This is a genomic window from Bacteroides thetaiotaomicron VPI-5482, from assembly GCF_000011065.1.
In the GTDB taxonomy this organism is placed as follows: domain Bacteria; phylum Bacteroidota; class Bacteroidia; order Bacteroidales; family Bacteroidaceae; genus Bacteroides; species Bacteroides thetaiotaomicron.
In genome coordinates this window covers 2,340,258-2,360,850 of record NC_004663.1, presented here as the reverse complement: position 1 = coordinate 2,360,850, position 20,593 = coordinate 2,340,258, and the positions used below count along the sequence as shown (strand labels likewise).

Here is a 20,593-nt window from a genome sequence, read left to right as displayed (position 1 = left end):
TTTCAACAATCATCTAGTGTGAATATGTTTTCAAAAGAGAATGTGCAAAGTTAGCAAAATACATCTCTTTTAAAACGAGTTATTCAAGTTTTAATTAATAATTTGTTTATTTTATGAATTACAGGAAGAAGGCCATATTAATGGTCATGGCTCTGTTTTGCCTTAACATAGCAATACTAGCCCAGGCTGTTTCATTGAAAATGGATAACGTTTCAGTGAAAGAAGCAATGACCCAGTTGAAGAATAAAAGCGGATATTCTTTCGTTTATAAAGTCGGAGATCTGGATACAAAGAAGATTATAACTGTAAAGGCGAAAGAGCTGAATGAGGCTATCGATCAGATATTGTACGGACAAGACGTTGTCTATGAAGTGAAAGGGAAGAATGTAATTGTTCAGAAAGGACAAGCCAGGCAGAATACTTCAAAGGATGGTAAAAAGCGTAAGATCACAGGTGTGGTGAATGATGTTAACGGCGAGCCTATTATCGGTGTTACCATCAAGGAGAAAGGGACAACTAACGGAACGGTATCGGATATAAATGCGAAGTTTACGTTGGAAGTATCACCGGGAGCGGTATTGGAACTGTCTTACATCGGCTATCAGCCTCTGGAAGTGAAAGTTGGAAATCAGACAGATTTATCCATCGTTTTGTATGAAAAGCAAGAATTGCTGGATGAAGTTGTGGTAGTGGGATACGGTACAATGAAGAAAAGTGACTTGAATGCTTCGATTGTTTCTGTAAAGTCTGAGAAACTCAATAAAGCAGCTTCACCGAACTTCTCTGAAATGTTGATGGGACGTGCGGCAGGACTTACTGTAAAACAGGGGAGTGCACAGCCCGGTGGTGGTATTGAAGTTCTGATTCGGGGTGCGGCTTCTACCGGTGCGGGGAATGATCCGCTGTATGTGGTCGATGGTTTCCCCATAGTGAATGCCGGTGTCAATCCGGGAAGCGGTAATCAGTGGACGGCAGGAAGCAACAGCCCTTTGAGCAGTATTAACCCTAACGATATCGAATCCATAGAGATTTTGAAGGACGCTTCGGCAACTGCCATTTATGGTGCGCGGGGTGCTAATGGAGTTGTTCTGATTACGACAAAAAGAGGTACTCAGGATACGAAAGTAGAGTATAACATGAATATGTCGTTTCAGACTATAAATAAACGACCGGAATTATTGACGGCCGGAGAGTTAATGACTACTCAGAACAGTTACTATAAAGAACAGTATTTAATGCAGAATCTGGTATATCCTTATGGGAATACAGATCCGGGTGCTGTCAGCCCTTATGTGCCTATGTACACGGATGAAGAAATAGCAAAAGCCGGAAAAGGGACCAACTGGTATGATATGATTACCCGTACAGGTCTTATCCAGCAACATAACCTCACAGTGACTTATGGTAATGAAAAGATGAGATCATTGATTTCGCTGAACTACTTCGATCAGAAAGGAGTGGTGAAAACATCCGGTTATAAACGCTATAGCTTCCGTTATAATCTGGACCATAAAATAACGAAATGGTGGGATTATGGTATTTCTGCCACAGCCTCTTATGTAGTCGATCAGAATGCGACACTGGGGGGAGGATATGACAGTACGGCAGGTATTATTGAATCGGCGTTAAGTTATAGTCCGACAGTGAAGGCGGAACGAGACCCGACGACCGGCAAATGGATGGAAGATCCTAAGCAGGCATTGCTCAATCATCCTTTGTCTTATCTCGACATTGAGGATGAGACAAAGACCAAGCGTTTTCTGGCAACAGCATTCACTAATTTCTATTTTATAAAAGATGTGCTCTGGTTGAAACTGTCTGCCGGTGCGGATATCCGCGACGGGTCCCGCCATAGCTACTATCCGATGACTACGAAATATGGAAGTAGTGTGAATGGAGATGCGAATATCAATTCCGCCAACCGTGAAGACTATGTGGCAGATATGGTTTTCAATTTTCAGAAGACTTTCAAGGAGAGACATAAACTTCTTGCATTACTGGGATATTCGTATCAGGTGCAGAATGATGACGGAGCGTATGCACGTGCTATGGGATTTATGTCTGATGCGTTGATGTATTATAAACTACAGGCAGGTGAAACGCGTCCGGTGGTCAGTTCTTATAAAAATAAACACGTGTTGGCTTCTTATTTTGGTCGTGCCCAATACTCTTTCAAAGACAAGTATCTGTTTACTTTTACTGCCCGTATCGATGGTAGCGACCGTTTTGGAAAGAACAACCGTTATGCTTTCTTTCCTTCGGGAGCATTTGCGTGGAGAATGAATCAGGAAGATTTTCTGAAAGATGTCAACTGGCTCTCCGATGCCAAGTTGCGTGTCAGCATGGGACAGGTGGGTAATGAAAATCTGCCTAACGATGCTGCTTCCGAGTACTTTGCCTTTGACGGCAGAAATTATTATCTGGGAGATACAGAAAAGAGAGGAGTAAATCTGGGAAAGTTCGGTAATCCTGATTTAAAGTGGGAAACGACTACAGAAGTTAACTTCGGACTGGATTTCGGTTTCTTCCGGAATCGTATCAATGGTAGTGTAGATGTTTTCTTTAAAGAGGTAAAAGACCTGCTGAGCTGGCGTTCGCTGCCGCATACAGCTGTCACTACCGGTATATGGTCCAACATTGGAAAAACAAAAAGTACCGGTTTTGAACTGACGCTGAATACAGTGAACCTGGAAGGACCGTTACATTGGGAATCGACATTGACGTATACTTCCTATCGTGACAGATGGAAAGAACGTGATCCGAAAGTAATCCTGGCTCCTTATGTCAAAGAAAACGATCCGGTAAGTGCTATCTATACGCTGATTCCGGACGGTATAAAGCAGGCGGGTGAAGATACGCCGGCTATGCCGGACTTGTTACCGGGACAGCGCAAATATAAAGATGTGAACGGACTCGATGAGGAAGGGAATCTGACAGGAAAGCCTGATGGGAAAATAGACCAGGCAGATGTCGTATATCTGGGGACACGTGCACCGAAGTTTACTATGGGATTCTCGAATGATTTCCGGTACAAAGGATTTGATCTGAATATCTATCTTTATGCTTCGGTTGGCGGATACTCCTATCCTTACACTCAGGTAGAACACGGGGTGTATGGTGGAAACGGCATCCAGAGGCTGAAAGACAATAATAACTTTTTGGCGGATATAAAAAATCGTTGGACTTCCGACAACATGAGTTCTGCTATGCCTAGTGGCGAAGTGAACAGCTATGATAGCTACGGTGCTCCGAACTGGGAGAAGAATACATATTTACGTCTGAAGAGCGTAACGTTGGGATATGATTTGAGCAGACTGTTTAAAGCTGATAAGTTGAAAGTAAGATTTTACTTTTCCGGTCAGAATCTGCTGACGTTTACCGGATATAAAGGACTCGATCCGGAAGTTGAAAACGACCGGGCGTCATATCCTCAACAGAAGACTTTTTCATTTGGACTTGATGTGAAATTTTAAACTGGAATGTCATGAAGAAATTAGCTAAAAAACTATTATTACTATTTATAAGCATTCAGTTTGTAGCCTGTGAGGGGAGCTTGGAACCTCACTTGTATGGAGTTGTAGATACTGGAAATGCGTTTAATACTCCTGCAGACCTTTCGGCTGCAACGGTTGCCCTTTATTATGAATTACGCCAAAAAGGCTGGGGACCTTATTTGTTTTGTGATGGAAGTTCTTTTGTAATGGATGAAGTTTCAACCGAAGAATGGACTACCAAGTGGTCATGGGTTGCTTTTCTGAATGGTTCGTGGACGGATGCTGACCAGATGGTGAAAGGATTTTATAACTGGACTGCTCCTAATATCACCCGTTGCACTTATACGATAGCGAAAATGGAAGAGTCTCCGGTAACCCAGTCGGTGAAAGACTTGTATATTGCGGAGGTCCGGGCGCTCAGAGCCTTTTTCATGTTCGATTTATATCGGCTTTATGGTCCTATGCCAATGATTCTGGAAGCCGACCAGGCAATCAATCCGGACCCGGATTATAAACCTTACAGACCTACGTCTGAAGAAGTCGGAACTTTCCTGACGACAGAACTACGTGCTGCTGCCGACGCACTTCCGGTAGAACAAGCTGAATACGGACGTATCACAAAGGGAGCTGCCCTGCATTATTTACTGAAATATTATATGCATGAAAAGCAGTGGCAGAATGCTCTCGAAACGGCAAATGAGATTATCGGTCTGAATTACTATGAACTGGAGAAGGATTATGCAAGTATATTTTCAGCTCAGAACGAAGGTAATAAAGAACTGATGTTTGTTGTGAGAGCTGAACCACTGGCAGATTATGGTAATCATACATATGCAAATATTTTGCCGGGTGACTACGCTTCACCCTCTGGAAACATCGTTGAAGGCTGGTCCGGACACCGGATGCCGTGGGGATTCTATGATACGTTTGATGAAAATGACCGGCGAAGAGCTTTGGCACAGGCCGAATATACATCAAAGTCCGGTGCTACAGTTGATTTGAGAGCCAGTGGTGATGTAGGCGCTTTGCCTTTGAAATATGGGATTGATCCTGAAGCTACAGGTACATGGGCAGGCAATGATAAGGTACTCGACCGATATGCGGAAGTGTTGTTATTTAAGGCGGAAGCATTGAATGAACTGAATGGTCCTAATCAGGGAAGTGTCGATCTGATTAATGATATCCGGAAACGTGCTTTTGGCTTTGGCACCTCTCTGCCTGCAATACCCGTTTTTAAAGAGAGCTTTGACGGAGAGTTTGTTGACAATGTTATAGGGATATTCTCGATGAATAACTACGATCAGGCCGGTGGATCTGCCTGGAAGTATGATGTGGATAAAAACAACACGTTGAATAACGGAAACAGCTTACGTGTGGAAGTTGAATCTTCGGGTACGGAATTCTGGACTTTGCAGATGCGAACAGAGCCTTTGGTTGCAAAAGGGCGTAAGTATTCAATAAAGATGAAGTTGAAAGCCTCGAAAGACATTCAGTTTGAAATACGCGTTGAAGGACCATTGAGCCACATGGAATCTATCTCTTTGAAAGCAGGCGAAGTAAGGGAATTCTCCACACAGACAGGTAAAGCTACGGAAGATCAAAATTGTGCTCTGTTCCTTGCTTTGGGAAATTCCGGAAGCGGATATGAACTCTGGATTGATGAAATAGAGTTTACAGCGATGGAACAGGCTGCTGATGGTGGAGATGCTATCATAAAGCAATTATCCGATTTCCCGGATAAGGAGTCGTTGAGAGACTGGATTCTGAAAGAAAGAGGCTGGGAGTTCTGGTATGAAGGAAAGCGCAGGGAAGATTTGATCCGGATGGGGAAATATGTAGAAACCGGAAAGAAGTATAGTACTAATTTCTCAGAGAAGAATCTTTTGTTCCCGATTCCTACTTCGGTCATTATTGAAAATTCTCATATCGAGCAGAATCCTCATTATTGATCTTGAACAATTTATTTATCAGTTTTCAATAGGTATTTTATTAAATAATCATTGAGATATGAAAAAGTTAAAGCATTCTATTCTTTCGCTCTTGTTATTGATGGGAGCGTGTATTGTCAGTTGTAGTAATGATGATGGACAGACTTCCTCCACCGAGCCGGATGAAGTGGGGGGAGAAAGTTTCACGATTCCTGTATCGAGTTTGCGTTTGCGGGACCCGTTTATTCTGGTCGACAAGAAAACTTCGATGTATTATCTTCATTTCAATAATAACTTGAAAATCAGAGTTTATAAAAGTAAAGACCTGTCCACGTGGAAAGACGAAGGCTATTCTTTTATAGCTAAAAGTGATTTCTGGGGGCAACAGGACTTTTGGGCACCGGATGTGTATGAATATGAAGGACGTTATTATTTATTTACTACATTCAGTAATGCGGGAGTGAAGCGGGGAACTTCTATTCTAGTTTCCGATAGTCCGAAAGGCCCTTTCACTCCACTTGTAAACAAGGCGATTACTCCTTCCGGCTGGATGTGCCTGGATGGATCTTTGTATATTGACAAAGAAGGAAATCCCTGGCTGTTGTTCTGTCGTGAGTGGCTGGAGACCATCGACGGTGAAATTTATGCCCAACGGCTGGCGAAAGATCTGAAAACGACAGAAGGTGATCCGTATCTGTTGTTCAAGGCTTCGGAAGCTCCCTGGGTAGGCTCTATTACAAGTTCCGGGGTGACGGGCAATGTTACGGATGCTCCTTTTATCTATCGTCTGGATGATGGAAAACTGATTATGCTATGGTCCAGTTTCCGAAAGACAGATGGAAAATATGCCATCGGGCAGGCTGTCTCGGCATCGGGTAATGTTCTTGGTCCTTGGGTGCAGGAGCCCGAAACGCTAAATAGTGACGATGGCGGACACGCGATGGTATTCAAGGATCTTAAAGGCAGGCTGATGATTTCTTATCATGCACCGAATTCGCAGACGGAACATCCGGTGATAACACCTATTTATATTAAGGATGGAAAATTTGTAGCTCTGAATTAATGTGGCTTTTTCTTTCTGAACCGTCTATTGTATATAGATTCAGTTGACAGAAATAAATAATCTATTTTGCGGGTATATGTCTCATTATTTAGAAGGAAGTGTTAACTTTGGCGAAATAGATTCTGTTGACCGATGTTGCCGTTATTGTATAGAAGGTAAAGTCAGAAAAGTAAATAAATAATTTGAAGAGCTTATGAAAATAAGAAATCTGGTGTTTGGTGCCCTTTGTGGCATTACATTCTTTTCCTGTTCGGAGTCTGGTGGGGGAAAAGAGGTAGAGATGGATCGCTTTGTCACAGACCTGATGGGTAAAATGACGATCCGTGAGAAACTGGGACAGTTGAACCTTCCTTCCGGTGGCGACTTGGTGACAGGCTCGGTGATGAATTGTGAGCTTAGTGATATGATTCGCAAAGAAGAGATCGGTGGCTTTTTCAATGTAAAAGGAATCAAAAAAATCTATGACCTGCAACGGCTGGCAGTGGAAGAAACCCGATTGAAAATTCCCTTGATAGTCGGGGCGGATGTCATACATGGTTATGAAACGATTTTCCCGATACCGTTGGCCCTCTCATGCAGTTGGGATACGTTGGCTATTCAGCGGATGGCGCGGATTTCTGCCATTGAGGCCAGTGCGGATGGCATTTGCTGGACATTCAGCCCGATGGTAGACATCTGCCGGGATGCCCGTTGGGGACGTATTGCCGAAGGAAGCGGTGAGGACCCTTATCTGGCTTCACTGTTGGCAAAGGCCTATGTGCACGGTTATCAAGGTGACAGTATGCAGGGAAAAGATGAAATCCTTTCTTGTGTAAAACATTTCGCCCTCTATGGAGCATCAGAAGCCGGTAAGGATTATAATACAGTCGACATGAGCCATCTGCGTATGTATAACGAATATTTTGCTCCTTATCGGGCGGCGGTTGAGGCTGGTGTCGGTAGTGTGATGAGTTCTTTTAATATAGTAGACGGCATACCGGCTACGGCAAATAAATGGCTGTTGACAGACGTGCTTCGTGACGAATGGGGATTTCAGGGACTTTTGGTCACAGACTACAATTCCATTGCTGAAATGTCCATTCATGGTGTGGCTCCTTTGAAGGAAGCCTCTGTCCGTGCTTTGCAGGCGGGGACGGATATGGACATGGTTTCCTGCGGCTTTCTCAATACGTTGGAAGAATCGCTGAAAGAGGGGAAAGTCACCGAAGCACAGATTGATGCAGCTTGCCGTCGTGTGCTGGAGGCTAAGTATAAACTGGGCTTGTTTGCCGATCCATATAAATATTGCGATACGTTACGTGCGGAAAAAGAACTTTATACACCTGAGCACCGTGCAGTTGCACGCGAGGTTGCGGCAGAGACGTTTGTTCTACTGAAAAATGAGAATCACCTGCTTCCGTTGGAGGAAAAAGGGAAAATTGCATTAATAGGTCCGATGGCAGATGCACGCAATAATATGTGCGGAATGTGGAGCATGACCTGTACTCCGTCCAGACATGGTACATTACTCGAAGGAATCCGGTCGGCAGTAGGAGACAAGGCTGAAATACTTTATGCCAAAGGCAGCAATGTATATTATGATGCGGAAATGGAAAAAGGAGCTGTCGGCATCCGTCCGTTGGAACGTGGTAATGATCAGCAACTGCTGGCCGAGGCATTGCGTACGGCTGCCCGTGCCGATGTGATTGTGGCTGCTGTGGGTGAATGTGCGGAAATGAGTGGTGAATCTCCTTCCCGTACTAATCTGGAAATCCCTGACGCTCAGCAGGACTTATTGAAAGCATTGGTGAAAACAGGTAAGCCTGTGGTACTGCTCCTGTTCACCGGTCGTCCTTTGATCTTGAACTGGGAAAGCGAACACATTCCTTCTATTCTGAATGTATGGTTCGGAGGTAGTGAGACAGGGGATGCCGTTGCCGATGTTCTGTTTGGCAAAGCCGTCCCGTGCGGTAAGCTGACTACTACCTTCCCTCGTTCGGTAGGGCAACTTCCTTTGTTCTACAATCATTTGAACACTGGACGTCCGGACCCGGACAACCGTGTTTTCAACCGGTATGCCAGCAACTATCTGGATGAGAGTAACGAACCTCTTTATCCTTTCGGATACGGTTTGAGTTATACCGACTTTGTATATGGCGACCTGCAGCTCAGTTCGGAAACCTTGCCGAAAAATGGAAACCTGACAGCTTCCGTTACCGTCACCAACAAAGGGAACCATGACGGCTATGAAACGGTACAAATCTATTTGCGTGATATCTATGCGGAAGTAGCGCGTCCGGTGAAAGAGCTGAAAGGCTTCGATCGTATCTTCCTGAAAAAAGGAGAAAGCCGTGAAGTGAAGTTTGTACTTACGGAAGATGACCTGAAATTTTATAATTCCGGGCTGCAATATATCTACGAACCGGGAGAGTTTGACGTGATGATAGGTACGAACAGTCGTGATGTACAGACAAAGCGCTTTATTGCGGAATAATTATTTTGAAATCTAATATATTAGTTACAACCATGAAAAAACTTACATTTTTATTATTATGTGTCTTGTGTACGCTTTCGTTGCAAGCTCAGAAGCAATTTACACTAGCCTCACCTGATGGAAATCTGAAAACGACAATAACCATTGGCGACCGGCTGACTTATGACATTACATGCAACGGCAGGCAGATTCTGACTCCTTCTCCCATATCAATGACGTTGGATAACGGGACTGTCTGGGGAGAAAATGCGAAATTATCCGGAACTTCCAGGAAGAGTGTGGACGAGATGATACCATCTCCTTTCTACCGTGCCAGCGAATTGAGAAATCATTATAATGGACTGACCTTGCGTTTCAAAAAAGACTGGAATGTAGAGTTTCGTGCATACAATGACGGTATCGCCTACCGTTTTGTGAATCAGGGGAAGAAGCCTTTTCGTGTGGTGACGGAAGTATCTGATTATTGTTTTCCATCGGATATGACTGCCTCCGTGCCTTATGTAAAAAGCGGTAAAGACGGTGATTATAACTCCCAGTTTTTTAATTCTTTCGAGAATACGTATACAACGGACAAACTGTCGAAGCTGAATAAACAGCGCTTGATGTTCTTGCCGTTGGTAGTAGATGCGGGCGATGGAGTGAAAGTCTGTATCACAGAGTCCGATCTGGAAAATTATCCGGGACTTTATCTTTCTGCTTCGGAAGGCGCGAATCGTCTGAGCAGTATGCATGCTCCTTATCCGAAGCGTACGGTACAGGGTGGTCACAACCAGCTTCAGATGTTGGTGAAGGAGCATGAAGACTATATTGCCAAAGTGGATAAGCCGAGAAACTTCCCCTGGCGTATAGCCGTGGTTACTACCACCGATAAGGACCTTGCCGCTACCAATCTCAGCTACCTGTTAGGTGCGCCTTCACGTATGTCCGATCTTTCATGGATTAAACCGGGAAAGGTTGCTTGGGACTGGTGGAATGACTGGAATCTGGATGGCGTTGATTTTGTGACCGGAGTAAATAATCCGACTTATAAGGCATATATAGACTTTGCTTCTGCAAACGGTATCGAGTATGTGATACTTGACGAGGGATGGGCAGTGAACTTACAGGCGGATTTGATGCAGGTTGTCAAGGAGATTGACCTGAAAGAACTGGTAGATTACGCAGCTTCTAAAAATGTAGGTATCATCCTTTGGGCCGGTTATCATGCATTCGAGCGTGATATGGAAAATGTGTGCCGTCATTATGCCGAAATGGGAGTAAAGGGTTTCAAAGTGGACTTTATGGACCGTGACGATCAGGAAATGACTGCATTCAACTATCGTGCCGCTGAAATGTGTGCTAAATACAAGCTGATTCTCGACCTTCACGGCACTCATAAGCCTGCCGGATTGAACCGTACTTATCCGAATGTGTTGAATTTCGAAGGAGTCAATGGGTTGGAGCAGATGAAATGGAGTTCACCGTCAGTAGATCAGGTGAAGTATGATGTGATGATTCCTTTCATCCGTCAGGTTTCCGGTCCGATGGATTATACGCAGGGGGCGATGAGGAATGCTTCCAAGGGTAACTATTATCCTTGTTATTCAGAACCGATGAGTCAGGGAACCCGTTGCCGCCAACTAGCCTTGTACGTGGTGTTTGAATCTCCTTTTAATATGTTGTGCGATACTCCGAGCAACTATATGCGCGAACCGGAATCAACGGCATTTATCGCAGAAATACCAACTGTATGGGATGAAAGTATCGTTCTTGACGGTAAAATGGGAGAGTATATTGTGACAGCACGCCGGAAAGGGGATGTCTGGTATGTAGGTGGAATTACAGATTGGAGTGCACGTGATATTGAAGTCGATTGTTCTTTCCTGGGTGATAAATCTTATCATGCTACTTTGTTTAAAGATGGTGTGAATGCTCATCGGGCAGGTCGTGATTATAAGTGTGAGTCCTTCCCGATAAAGAAGGACGGTAAACTGAAAGTTCATCTGGCACCGGGAGGAGGTTTTGCCCTTAAGATAAAATAATTATTTTAGAGTTGAAACTATGTTTTTTATCGTCACCCGTCACTTTTTAGAATAAAGTATTAATATATAGACCAATAGCGGTGACGGCAAATGCTGATGGCTAAGTGACGGCAAGAGTTTTACGCTTTTTGCCGTCACTTTTTGTGTTGTAAACTGATTCTTGGTCTAGCATATTATTCTCCTAGAGATAATCAGGCTCCCCACGTAATTTGAATGCGTTTTTGCTCTCATGCCCTAACAGATTGTCTGTATGCCTTTATTCATCGTAGTTTCAGGTATGGCAGCAATTGTGGTAGCAGGTATGAGAGCAAGTGTTTGCTCTCACTCTTCCATGTATCATTATCTGTCATTTGTTTGATGTTGTCATTTGATTTACAGTGTGTTAATGTCTGAGGTGTCAATTCTTAACGATTGATATTTCAGACATTAATAATTGATAAATCATCCTTTAATAGTTGATAACTCAGCTGTTTTTGAGTGATAAGTGATTTATTGTTTCTTGGAAGAGCAGGTTAATCGAACAGTTGGTGCGGTCAAGTTAATTGAATCATATAAGTAAGGGATCAGTTTCCTGCCTTGTTTCATTCATTCCATCGGCTGGAACCACTGTTTTCAAGCGTCCGGAACTTTGGTTTCACGGCTTTGAAACTAAAGTTTCAAGCCGATGAAACTTTAGTTCCAAGCAGGAGAAACAAAAGTTTCAAGCGGGAGAAACTAAAAAGCTCTGTATAGACTGATGTGTACTGGTTTTAGTTGACAACTTCGTTTGTTATAACTGAATTAGTTTACTCAATATACTTTAATATCTAAATAGGTTTACTTTTGTTATTCTTATTCCTATGTTAGTTGTCTTTTGTTGGTGCTTGCAAATTTATGCATCTTCCTTTATTTACGCAAGCCTTCTTCAGGAAAATGTAATGTTGCCAACAACCAAAAACTCTTCGGTCGGGGATCGCCCTAGCGGCAAGGGGCGGGACCACCCGTCCCGACGAGCGGGTATTATGCTGTTAATCCTCCCGTTTCGCTGACCACTTCCATAGGTGTCCTCATGTTTATCCCTTGATGAGGCCGCACATGATTATATACATATACAGCATCTTCAATGCGCTTGCTTACTTGCTCGAAGCTCTCATCATCACAGTCGAATAGCCAACCGTTTTTAATGGTGTTGTTCATTCTTTCAGCCAATGCATTATGTAAAGGATCACCACACTGCGTCATACTGATGTTGATTTGATGCTCTTTAAGCCTCTCTACATATTTATTTGAGCAATATTGGACACCCCGGTCGGAATGATGAATAAGAGTGCTCATGTCTATGTGATACTTCTCATAGAATGATATTGCCATCTCCAAAGCTTTCAAGGGCCCCTCCGTCTCAAGAGTTTTGTAAAGCGCATATCCCACGATGGCACGACTTGACGCATCGGTAAGCAACGAGAGGTAAGCCCAGCCCTGACCGGTGTTTACGTAGGTTATATCCGCCACTACCATAGCGCCCAATCTTGTAGCGACAAATTTGGGTGCAACATTCAACAGATCGGGGTAGATATAGTAATTATGGTTCGAATTCGTTGTTTTAGGACGCTTGCGACTTGTACGTTGACACAAACCATTGGAGCGAAAAATGTCATAACAACGATCACGACCGATAACCATCTTTGGTCCAAACTTACTCACGCAGCAGGCGTATAACTCGCGCATACCAGCTTTGGGCATGAGTTCCAACAGTTCTTTGCAGTACAACACGATGCTTGTGGTAAGGATATCAACCTCCAAATGTCGGTTCACATGCTTGTAATAACCTTGTCGGGTTATGCCGAAGTAATCACAGAGGAACTTTATACAACCACGTTTGCGTCGGGATGAGTACCTCTGTGACAAGGTGTCGATTACTTGGCATCGGAGTTTTTTCGTACCTTGATATGATACGTGGATTCAGCAAGATTGATGAGTTCTTCGCACGCCTCGTGACGTAAACTCTCATCAGCAAGAGCCCGATGAAGTTTACGGTTCTCAGCACGCAATAGCGATAGTTCTTTCTGGAGCTCAGAAATACTAGAATCAATAGCATCGCTATTTACTGGTTTAGAGGATCTACCCATATCTTTGTCTTCTATTTGATACTTGTTAAGCCAATAAGTAAGAAGCTTGGCACAAAAGCCGTGACGCTTACAAAACTCAGATTTGCTCTCGGGACTTGATAAATACTCACGAATATAAGACATTCGTTCATCATCACTGTAATAGTTGTACTTCTTTTTCGAATATTTCATCTTTATTTTCGATTTTTGAAGTGTCAACTTATTCAGTACACTACATATTGATATCTAGCTGTATAGAGTACTATCGGTAATGCTATAGAGTTTATGTTCATGTCTTAACTGATTTGAATCATTTCAGTATAATTTTGATTCAACTACTGATTCACATTTTTAATTTTAAAATATGCAACAGGGTTATTTGTAGTTTAAGAAATAATTCATATCTTTACAAGACAGCATAATACTTTTGAAACTGAAAAAATAATTATTGCACATATTGATACTATCTGTGTTTTCAAGGGTTCAACGGAAAAATGGGAAAAGAATTTTTTATCCCCTCGTTTAACTTACTTGTTTGTTTTTTATTCATATAAGCAAAACTATAATAATGAAACATTTATCATATGTGTTAACACTAGTGCTAATATTTTTTGTAGCTTGTAGACGGCAACAATCAGTGTCTACTCCGTTAAATGCTGCAGAGCGAATACTCAAAGACAATCCGGATAGTGCTTTTCGTATTATACAAAGTATTCCTTATCCTGATAAACTGGATAAGGAAGATTTAGTGCGTTGGTGCTTGATAGCTGGTAAAGCTGCTGACAAATTGAATACGTCTCTTCCTCCTTCTTACTATTTCGATCATGCATATTCTTGGCTGATTAAATATGGAATAACTAAAGATCAAGTAGATATAGGGTTGTTTTGGGGGCGCTCTCTAGTGGCTGATGGGGAATATGATAAGGCAATGAGCATTTATGCAGAAGTATTGGCAATCGCAAAAGAGAAAGAACTATATAATGAAGCAGGCTATATATGTACGTATATAGCTGATCTATATGATTTTAGGGATATGCAAAAGGAGGCCAGACATCAATATGAAGAAGCTCAAGGACTGTTTAAGAAAGCGGGAAATATCAAAAGTCATGTATTTGCTTTACAAAATATAGCTCGTGAATGGGCCTTTTTCGATTCTCTGGAATGTGCTTTAAAATATATGGGAATAGCGGATTCTATTGCCCAGCAGTTGAATGATAATGAGGTTAGCTCTTCTCTAGATAATGCTTTTGGTAACATTTATTTGGCAATGAACCAATACTCTAAAGCAGAATATCATTTCCTTAAATCAACATCTTTGGATAAAGAAAATGAATTGTATAATACAAACTGTCTGATCAAGCTATATCTGCAAGTAGGTGATATTTTAAAAGCTCGTGAGCTTTTGTATACACTACCTTTAGATAGCTCTGAATATGAATATGGTATAGAGCGGGCTTTTTATCGGGTAACTAAAGCGGAAGGTAGCTATAAAGAAGCACTTAAACATTTAGAAACATGTGAATCCATTAGTGACTCTATTACTATACTACAGAATAATACAAAAATACTGGAAGTAGAAAAGAAATTTAATAATTTGAGGCTTAAAGAAAAGAATCATCAATTGGAACTCACTCAGCAAAAGTATATGATTATAATTTGTATATGTTTGATTTTTGGTATAGCTATCACATTACTCTATTTGCTGTACAGGCAAAAAACCAAAAATGAAATGAATAAGCAAGCCCTTGAGTTGAATAATATAAAACTAGAGTTGGCTAATGCCTTTATAGAGTTGGATAAAAAGAAAAATCAATTAGTGGTTTCGCAAAAAGAGAATGAAAGTAGTCAAAGTCGATTAGAAAATGAAATTAAAAACTTAACCTCTAATTATAAGAAATTGCAGCGAAGAAGAATTGTTACGTCAATAATTTTTAGAAAATTAGTGAATATCGCTGAACGTAGTACGAATTGCAATGAACCATTACTAACGGAGCAATTATGGTTCTCTATTGTTTCTGAAATAACAGAAACTTATCCGAATTTAAAAATGTATTTATTAGAACGATACCCAAATTTATCAAGTCAGGAATGGGAATATTGTTGTTTATGCATGTTTAATTTTGATTCGAAAACCGAAGCTAGATTGCTTGGTATTAATCCTAGTTCAGTTTCTACAAAGCGATTAAGATTCAGACAAAAATTGGGAATCTCTGCTTTATAGGAAGAAGCTAACTTGTGTGAGTACCTGATTAACGAGCTTTTAAAATAATCCTATTTAAGTAGTTCTTTTCTGAATAAGGCAATGCATGCTGCTATATTGATAGTGGCATGCACTTTTTTTATTTTAATGCTCTGAAAGTCCCCTTGAAATAGTGAATGTATACTATATGTCTATGTTGTTTTTATAAGTTGTTGATAATCAAGTTCTGCCTGTCTATTTTGATATTGTTTTGAATATAACAAACGAATCATCTATCCCCTATATTTGCAAAAAACAAAATTAATAAATATGAAAAAGTTTGAGCTTGTATTATTAGTGATGTTATTAATACATAGTTTTTCAGTTATGATTGAAGCTAAACAGCATGTTAAAACTAAAAGTGATTGGGTTATACAAAGAACTCCTGTTGACCCCGAATGGCTTAAAGTGTATGTGGATGATGAAAGCAAAAGACTTTGTCTTAATTTTAAAGACAGTTTTGCTCCTATAACTGTTGAAGTAAAAGATATCGAAAAACAAATCGTATTTCAATCTATAATATTCCCTGTTGCGGCAGGAGAGTATACTCTTTATTTAGGTGATCTATCATTAGGTCAATATGAGTTGTATATGTACAATGCGAGTGTTAAGGTTGTAGGAAACTTTACTCTTTAAGGATTGATATATAGATATTTCAGAAGAATAGTATTATCAATGCAATAATTATTTAAATCTAAAGTTATGAGAGCAAACACAATGTCTAATTTAAGGATAAGACTACCTACATTTAGGTGAGATACTAATCTTTATCAAGTAATTTTTTGACACTTAATGTTTAATTTGAATAGTCATGAGAAAGTTATTTATGTTATTTTCTTTTTCTATGATGATTCTCTGTGGATGTACGGACGAATCGGAGGAAGTAAATACGAACAATGAAACTACTACTGGTATAACTACTAGGGCGGTTGGTGTGGTTGTATGGGAAGCTCAACCTGGCACTGTAGATATTCCTTTTGGACAAGCTGTAACCATAGGATTGGATGGCTCAGTAACAAAATGATGTCTAAGGGATATGTGCCTTTATTTATATCGAAAGGTTATTAATTAAAACTTGTAATATTATGAAATCATTATTTTTTAAAAGTATACTCTTAGTGGTATTCTTGGCTGTTGCAGTTCTTGCAAATGCACAAATTAAGTATTATTCGAATGGTAAATTAACTATTGGCAATACCGAACCTTATTCATTTTATCATACGACGTTTAGTGGAAACGGAATATATATGAAATGTAATGCTAGTAACTTCTTTCAAATTGATTGTAGCCCGGCTGCAACTCGATTGGCTAGTCATTATGATCAAGTTGTTTTCTATAATACAGCATCCGGAGTATATAATAGTATTCAGGTGAAAAATGTATATAACTATTCTGATGCTAGAGCAAAAATTAATATTAATCCATTAGGTTATGGTTTAAATGTTCTGTCTAAACTGAATGCTGTAAGTTATGATTTCAAAGATAAGAATGAACCGGCAGCTGCTGCTTTTCGAGTAGGTGGAGATGGTAAAGAAATTGGGTTGTTGGCTCAGGAAGTTGAGAAAGTTCTTCCGAATATAGTATTGACTGACCCGGATGGGAATAAACTAATTAATTATACAGCAATTATTCCTATAATGATTCAATCAATCAAGGAATTAAAAGCAGAAGTTGAGGCTTTGAAAGCAAATAAATAGATCGACTATGCAGCAAAGACATATAGATAGATATTCCTATTTTAATGAACTTGCAATAACTTCTCGAGACTTTTATATTGATTATCTCGAGAAGTTTGTTGCTATAAAAAGAGGTATGAATATATTGGAGATAGGGTGTGGGGAAGGAGGAAATTTGTTACCATTTGCCGAAAAAGAATGCAATGTAACAGGAATAGATCGTTCCGAAGAACGAATCTCTCAGGCAATTAGTTATTTTAAACTTTTAGGTTTTAATGGGCGGTTTATTTATTCTGATTTTTTTGATTTTAGTTCTGAAGAGGATATGAATAAATATGATATAATTTTGATACATGACGTTATAGAACATATAGATAAATGTCGGAAAGTTGAATTTATACTTCATGCTAAAGAGTTTCTGTCTGAAACAGGTATAATCTTTTGGGGATTTCCTGCTTGGCAAATGCCGTTTGGTGGACATCAACAAATATGCCGTAATGGATTTTGTTCTAAAATGCCATTTATTCATCTTTTACCTTTATCTGTGTACAATAAAATTCTATTTATTTTTGGTGAAAATGATTCATGTATTAAAGAATTGTTGAATATAAAAGCTGCGGGGCTGTCTATAGAGCATTTTGAAAGCATAATAAAAGAAAGTAATGGCAGAATTGTAGACCGAATTTTGTGGTTTATTAATCCCCATTATAAGCAAAAGTTTAAATTAAAACCGCGCAAACTTATGCCAATACTTAGTTCTATTCGATATATTCGAAATTATTTTTCTACTTCCTGTTTCTACATAACTAAATGATTGTATCTTATAAAGAATTGGGGTTTCATATGTCCAGAGGGCGAACGAAGCCCTATTTTGTTTTAAGACATGCAACAAGCTGTGTGACTACTCATGACAGCTACTTTCAACTTCCAGAGCTCCCCTCTACTGTATCTATCCTGTGTTTTATATAACAGACTATTTCATGAATCTGATATTTCCTCTTCATTTCCCTGATGTATACGCCCGCGCTCACTCACCTAACGCGCGTGTGAATATAATAATGTGCATGCCTTTCCTCTATTCCTCCTGTATCCGAGAAAAATATGTTCTATAACATCCTTATGATTCAACACTTTAGCGAGTCTTTTCAAAAATAATTCAAAAAAAGAGTGATTTAAGTTTGGAGTATATTTGAAAAGGGGCTACTTTTGCACCCGCTTTCCAAGAGAAGAAAGCCTTGATAAATTGACTTAGTGTAAAAGCAAGTGTCTGCTTAACCATAAGAACAAAAAAACTTCCGATAAAGTTTGGAAGATAAAGCTAAAAGTTCTTATCTTTGCAGTCCGATTCGCAAAGAAAAGGTGTTACGCTTTTCTTCTTTACCTTCTTTCCCTTTCGCTAAGAGAGCCTGAAAAACGATAGAAAAAGAAAAACGAAAAAAAAACTTCCGAAAATATTTGGTAGTTAAAATAAAACCTCTTACCTTTGCACCCGCTTTTAAAACGAAAGCAAGATGTTCTTTGAAATATTGATAAACAATACAAGTAGTACAAGAAAAAAATAGAACCGTCAATACTTGTCTTATATGTAGTAATATGTATGAGTCATAAGGTATTAATGAAGTCAATAAATTGTACGGCATCCTGAACAGAGCAAAAATCAGCTTTATGCTGACTAACAATACTTTTACAATGAAGAGTTTGATCCTGGCTCAGGATGAACGCTAGCTACAGGCTTAACACATGCAAGTCGAGGGGCAGCATTTCAGTTTGCTTGCAAACTGGAGATGGCGACCGGCGCACGGGTGAGTAACACGTATCCAACCTGCCGATAACTCGGGGATAGCCTTTCGAAAGAAAGATTAATACCCGATGGTATAATCAGACCGCATGGTCTTGTTATTAAAGAATTTCGGTTATCGATGGGGATGCGTTCCATTAGGCAGTTGGTGAGGTAACGGCTCACCAAACCTTCGATGGATAGGGGTTCTGAGAGGAAGGTCCCCCACATTGGAACTGAGACACGGTCCAAACTCCTACGGGAGGCAGCAGTGAGGAATATTGGTCAATGGGCGCAGGCCTGAACCAGCCAAGTAGCGTGAAGGATGACTGCCCTATGGGTTGTAAACTTCTTTTATATGGGAATAAAGTTTTCCACGTGTGGAATTTTGTATGTACCATATGAATAAGGATCGGCTAACTCCGTGCCAGCAGCCGCGGTAATACGGAGGATCCGAGCGTTATCCGGATTTATTGGGTTTAAAGGGAGCGTAGGTGGACAGTTAAGTCAGTTGTGAAAGTTTGCGGCTCAACCGTAAAATTGCAGTTGATACTGGCTGTCTTGAGTACAGTAGAGGTGGGCGGAATTCGTGGTGTAGCGGTGAAATGCTTAGATATCACGAAGAACTCCGATTGCGAAGGCAGCTCACTGGACTGCAACTGACACTGATGCTCGAAAGTGTGGGTATCAAACAGGATTAGATACCCTGGTAGTCCACACAGTAAACGATGAATACTCGCTGTTTGCGATATACAGTAAGCGGCCAAGCGAAAGCATTAAGTATTCCACCTGGGGAGTACGCCGGCAACGGGTGAAACTCAAAGGAATTGACGGGGGCCCGTACAAGCGGAGGAACATGTGGTTTAATTCGATGATACGCGAGGAACCTTACCCGGGCTTAAATTGCATTTGAATATATTGGAAACAGTATAGCCGTAAGGCAAATGTGAAGGTGCTGCATGGTTGTCGTCAGCTCGTGCCGTGAGGTGTCGGCTTAAGTGCCATAACGAGCGCAACCCTTATCTTTAGTTACTAACAGGTCATGCTGAGGACTCTAGAGAGACTGCCGTCGTAAGATGTGAGGAAGGTGGGGATGACGTCAAATCAGCACGGCCCTTACGTCCGGGGCTACACACGTGTTACAATGGGGGGTACAGAAGGCAGCTACCTGGTGACAGGATGCTAATCCCAAAAGCCTCTCTCAGTTCGGATCGAAGTCTGCAACCCGACTTCGTCAAGCTGGATTCGCTAGTAATCGCGCATCAGCCATGGCGCGGTGAATACGTTCCCGGGCCTTGTACACACCGCCCGTCAAGCCATGAAAGCCGGGGGTACCTGAAGTACGTAACCGCAAGGAGCGTCCTAGGGTAAAACTGGTAATTGGGGCTAAGTCGTAACAAGGTAGCCGTACCGGAAGGTGCGGCTGGAACACCTCCTTTCTGGAGCGATGTCGTAACAACGATTTCATAGGTTCTATTATTGTACTACTGGTACTTGTTTATTTATAACATATAGATCAACCATCTATAGAAGTATAGATAGAGATAAACAAGAGAAAAGAAAGAAGCCGAGTCTAACATCAGGTAGACAAGGTTGAACTAGTCCTATAGCTCAGTTGGTTAGAGCGCTACACTGATAATGTAGAGGTCGGCAGTTCAACTCTGCCTGGGACTACTCCGAACAAAAATTGTCGTTGTCAATTCATTATTGCAATGTTCAATTACTCTTGGGGGATTAGCTCAGCTGGCTAGAGCATCTGCCTTGCACGCAGAGGGTCAACGGTTCGAATCCGTTATTCTCCACAGTCTCTGAAAAGAGAAACGATCTTTGACATGATG

The 20,593-nt window shown here is 41.0% G+C and carries 12 protein-coding genes, 2 tRNA genes and 1 rRNA gene; 13 read left to right on the top strand and 2 right to left on the bottom strand.

Going from position 1 to position 20,593, the window contains the following annotated elements:
• The first annotated feature begins 113 nt into the window (after positions 1-113).
• The 5 genes from BT_RS09515 (at position 114) to BT_RS09495 (ending at position 10,979) form a co-directional block, all read left to right on the top strand.
• A complete protein-coding gene (locus BT_RS09515) occupies positions 114-3,473 on the top strand; it encodes a SusC/RagA family TonB-linked outer membrane protein (RefSeq protein ID WP_011108033.1) in 3,360 nt (1,119 codons plus the stop codon).
• Positions 3,474-3,484: 11 nt separating this feature from the next.
• Complete coding sequence (locus BT_RS09510) at positions 3,485-5,443, top strand: RagB/SusD family nutrient uptake outer membrane protein (RefSeq protein ID WP_011108032.1); 1,959 nt, start codon at positions 3,485-3,487, stop codon at positions 5,441-5,443.
• Between the two features lie 58 nt (positions 5,444-5,501).
• Positions 5,502-6,485: a glycoside hydrolase family 43 protein gene (locus BT_RS09505; protein ID WP_011108031.1), complete on the top strand. Its 984-nt coding sequence runs from the start codon at positions 5,502-5,504 to the stop codon at positions 6,483-6,485.
• A gap of 193 nt (positions 6,486-6,678) precedes the next feature.
• Positions 6,679-8,958 carry a beta-glucosidase BglX gene (bglX, locus tag BT_RS09500; protein WP_011108030.1) on the top strand — a complete coding sequence of 760 codons (2,280 nt, stop codon included), beginning with the start codon at positions 6,679-6,681 and terminating at the stop codon, positions 8,956-8,958.
• Positions 8,959-8,990: 32 nt separating this feature from the next.
• The gene (locus tag BT_RS09495; RefSeq protein ID WP_011108029.1) at positions 8,991-10,979 is read left to right on the top strand and encodes a glycoside hydrolase family 97 protein; all 1,989 of its coding nucleotides are present in this window, start codon (positions 8,991-8,993) and stop codon (positions 10,977-10,979) included.
• Between the two features lie 999 nt (positions 10,980-11,978).
• Here BT_RS09495 and BT_RS09490 read toward each other — a convergent pair.
• Both BT_RS09490 and BT_RS09485 read right to left on the bottom strand, forming a co-directional pair.
• A complete protein-coding gene (locus tag BT_RS09490; RefSeq protein WP_008764101.1) occupies positions 11,979-12,863 on the bottom strand; it encodes an IS3 family transposase in 885 nt (294 codons plus the stop codon).
• 8 nt (positions 12,864-12,871) lie between these two features.
• Positions 12,872-13,255 carry a transposase gene (locus BT_RS09485; protein WP_008763908.1) on the bottom strand — a complete coding sequence of 128 codons (384 nt, stop codon included), beginning with the start codon at positions 13,253-13,255 and terminating at the stop codon, positions 12,872-12,874.
• Between the two features lie 376 nt (positions 13,256-13,631).
• Between BT_RS09485 and BT_RS09480 the strand changes: the two genes are divergently transcribed.
• From BT_RS09480 to BT_RS09445, 8 genes are all read left to right on the top strand, one after another.
• The gene (locus BT_RS09480; protein WP_011108027.1) at positions 13,632-15,284 is read left to right on the top strand and encodes a tetratricopeptide repeat protein; all 1,653 of its coding nucleotides are present in this window, start codon (positions 13,632-13,634) and stop codon (positions 15,282-15,284) included.
• A gap of 288 nt (positions 15,285-15,572) precedes the next feature.
• Entirely contained in the window at positions 15,573-15,938 is a 366-nt protein-coding gene (locus tag BT_RS09475; RefSeq protein ID WP_008764104.1) for a DUF3244 domain-containing protein, read from the top strand.
• A gap of 175 nt (positions 15,939-16,113) precedes the next feature.
• Entirely contained in the window at positions 16,114-16,326 is a 213-nt protein-coding gene (locus BT_RS09470; RefSeq protein WP_008762761.1) for a hypothetical protein, read from the top strand.
• A gap of 61 nt (positions 16,327-16,387) precedes the next feature.
• A complete protein-coding gene (locus tag BT_RS09465) occupies positions 16,388-16,999 on the top strand; it encodes a tail fiber domain-containing protein (RefSeq protein WP_008762762.1) in 612 nt (203 codons plus the stop codon).
• A 7-nt stretch (positions 17,000-17,006) separates the two neighbouring features.
• Complete coding sequence (locus tag BT_RS09460; RefSeq protein WP_008764105.1) at positions 17,007-17,792, top strand: class I SAM-dependent methyltransferase; 786 nt, start codon at positions 17,007-17,009, stop codon at positions 17,790-17,792.
• An 872-nt stretch (positions 17,793-18,664) separates the two neighbouring features.
• A 16S ribosomal RNA gene (locus BT_RS09455) occupies positions 18,665-20,194 on the top strand.
• A 161-nt stretch (positions 20,195-20,355) separates the two neighbouring features.
• Positions 20,356-20,429: transfer RNA gene (locus BT_RS09450), tRNA-Ile, on the top strand.
• 54 nt (positions 20,430-20,483) lie between these two features.
• Positions 20,484-20,557, top strand: a tRNA-Ala gene (locus BT_RS09445).
• Positions 20,558-20,593 lie beyond the last annotated feature (36 nt).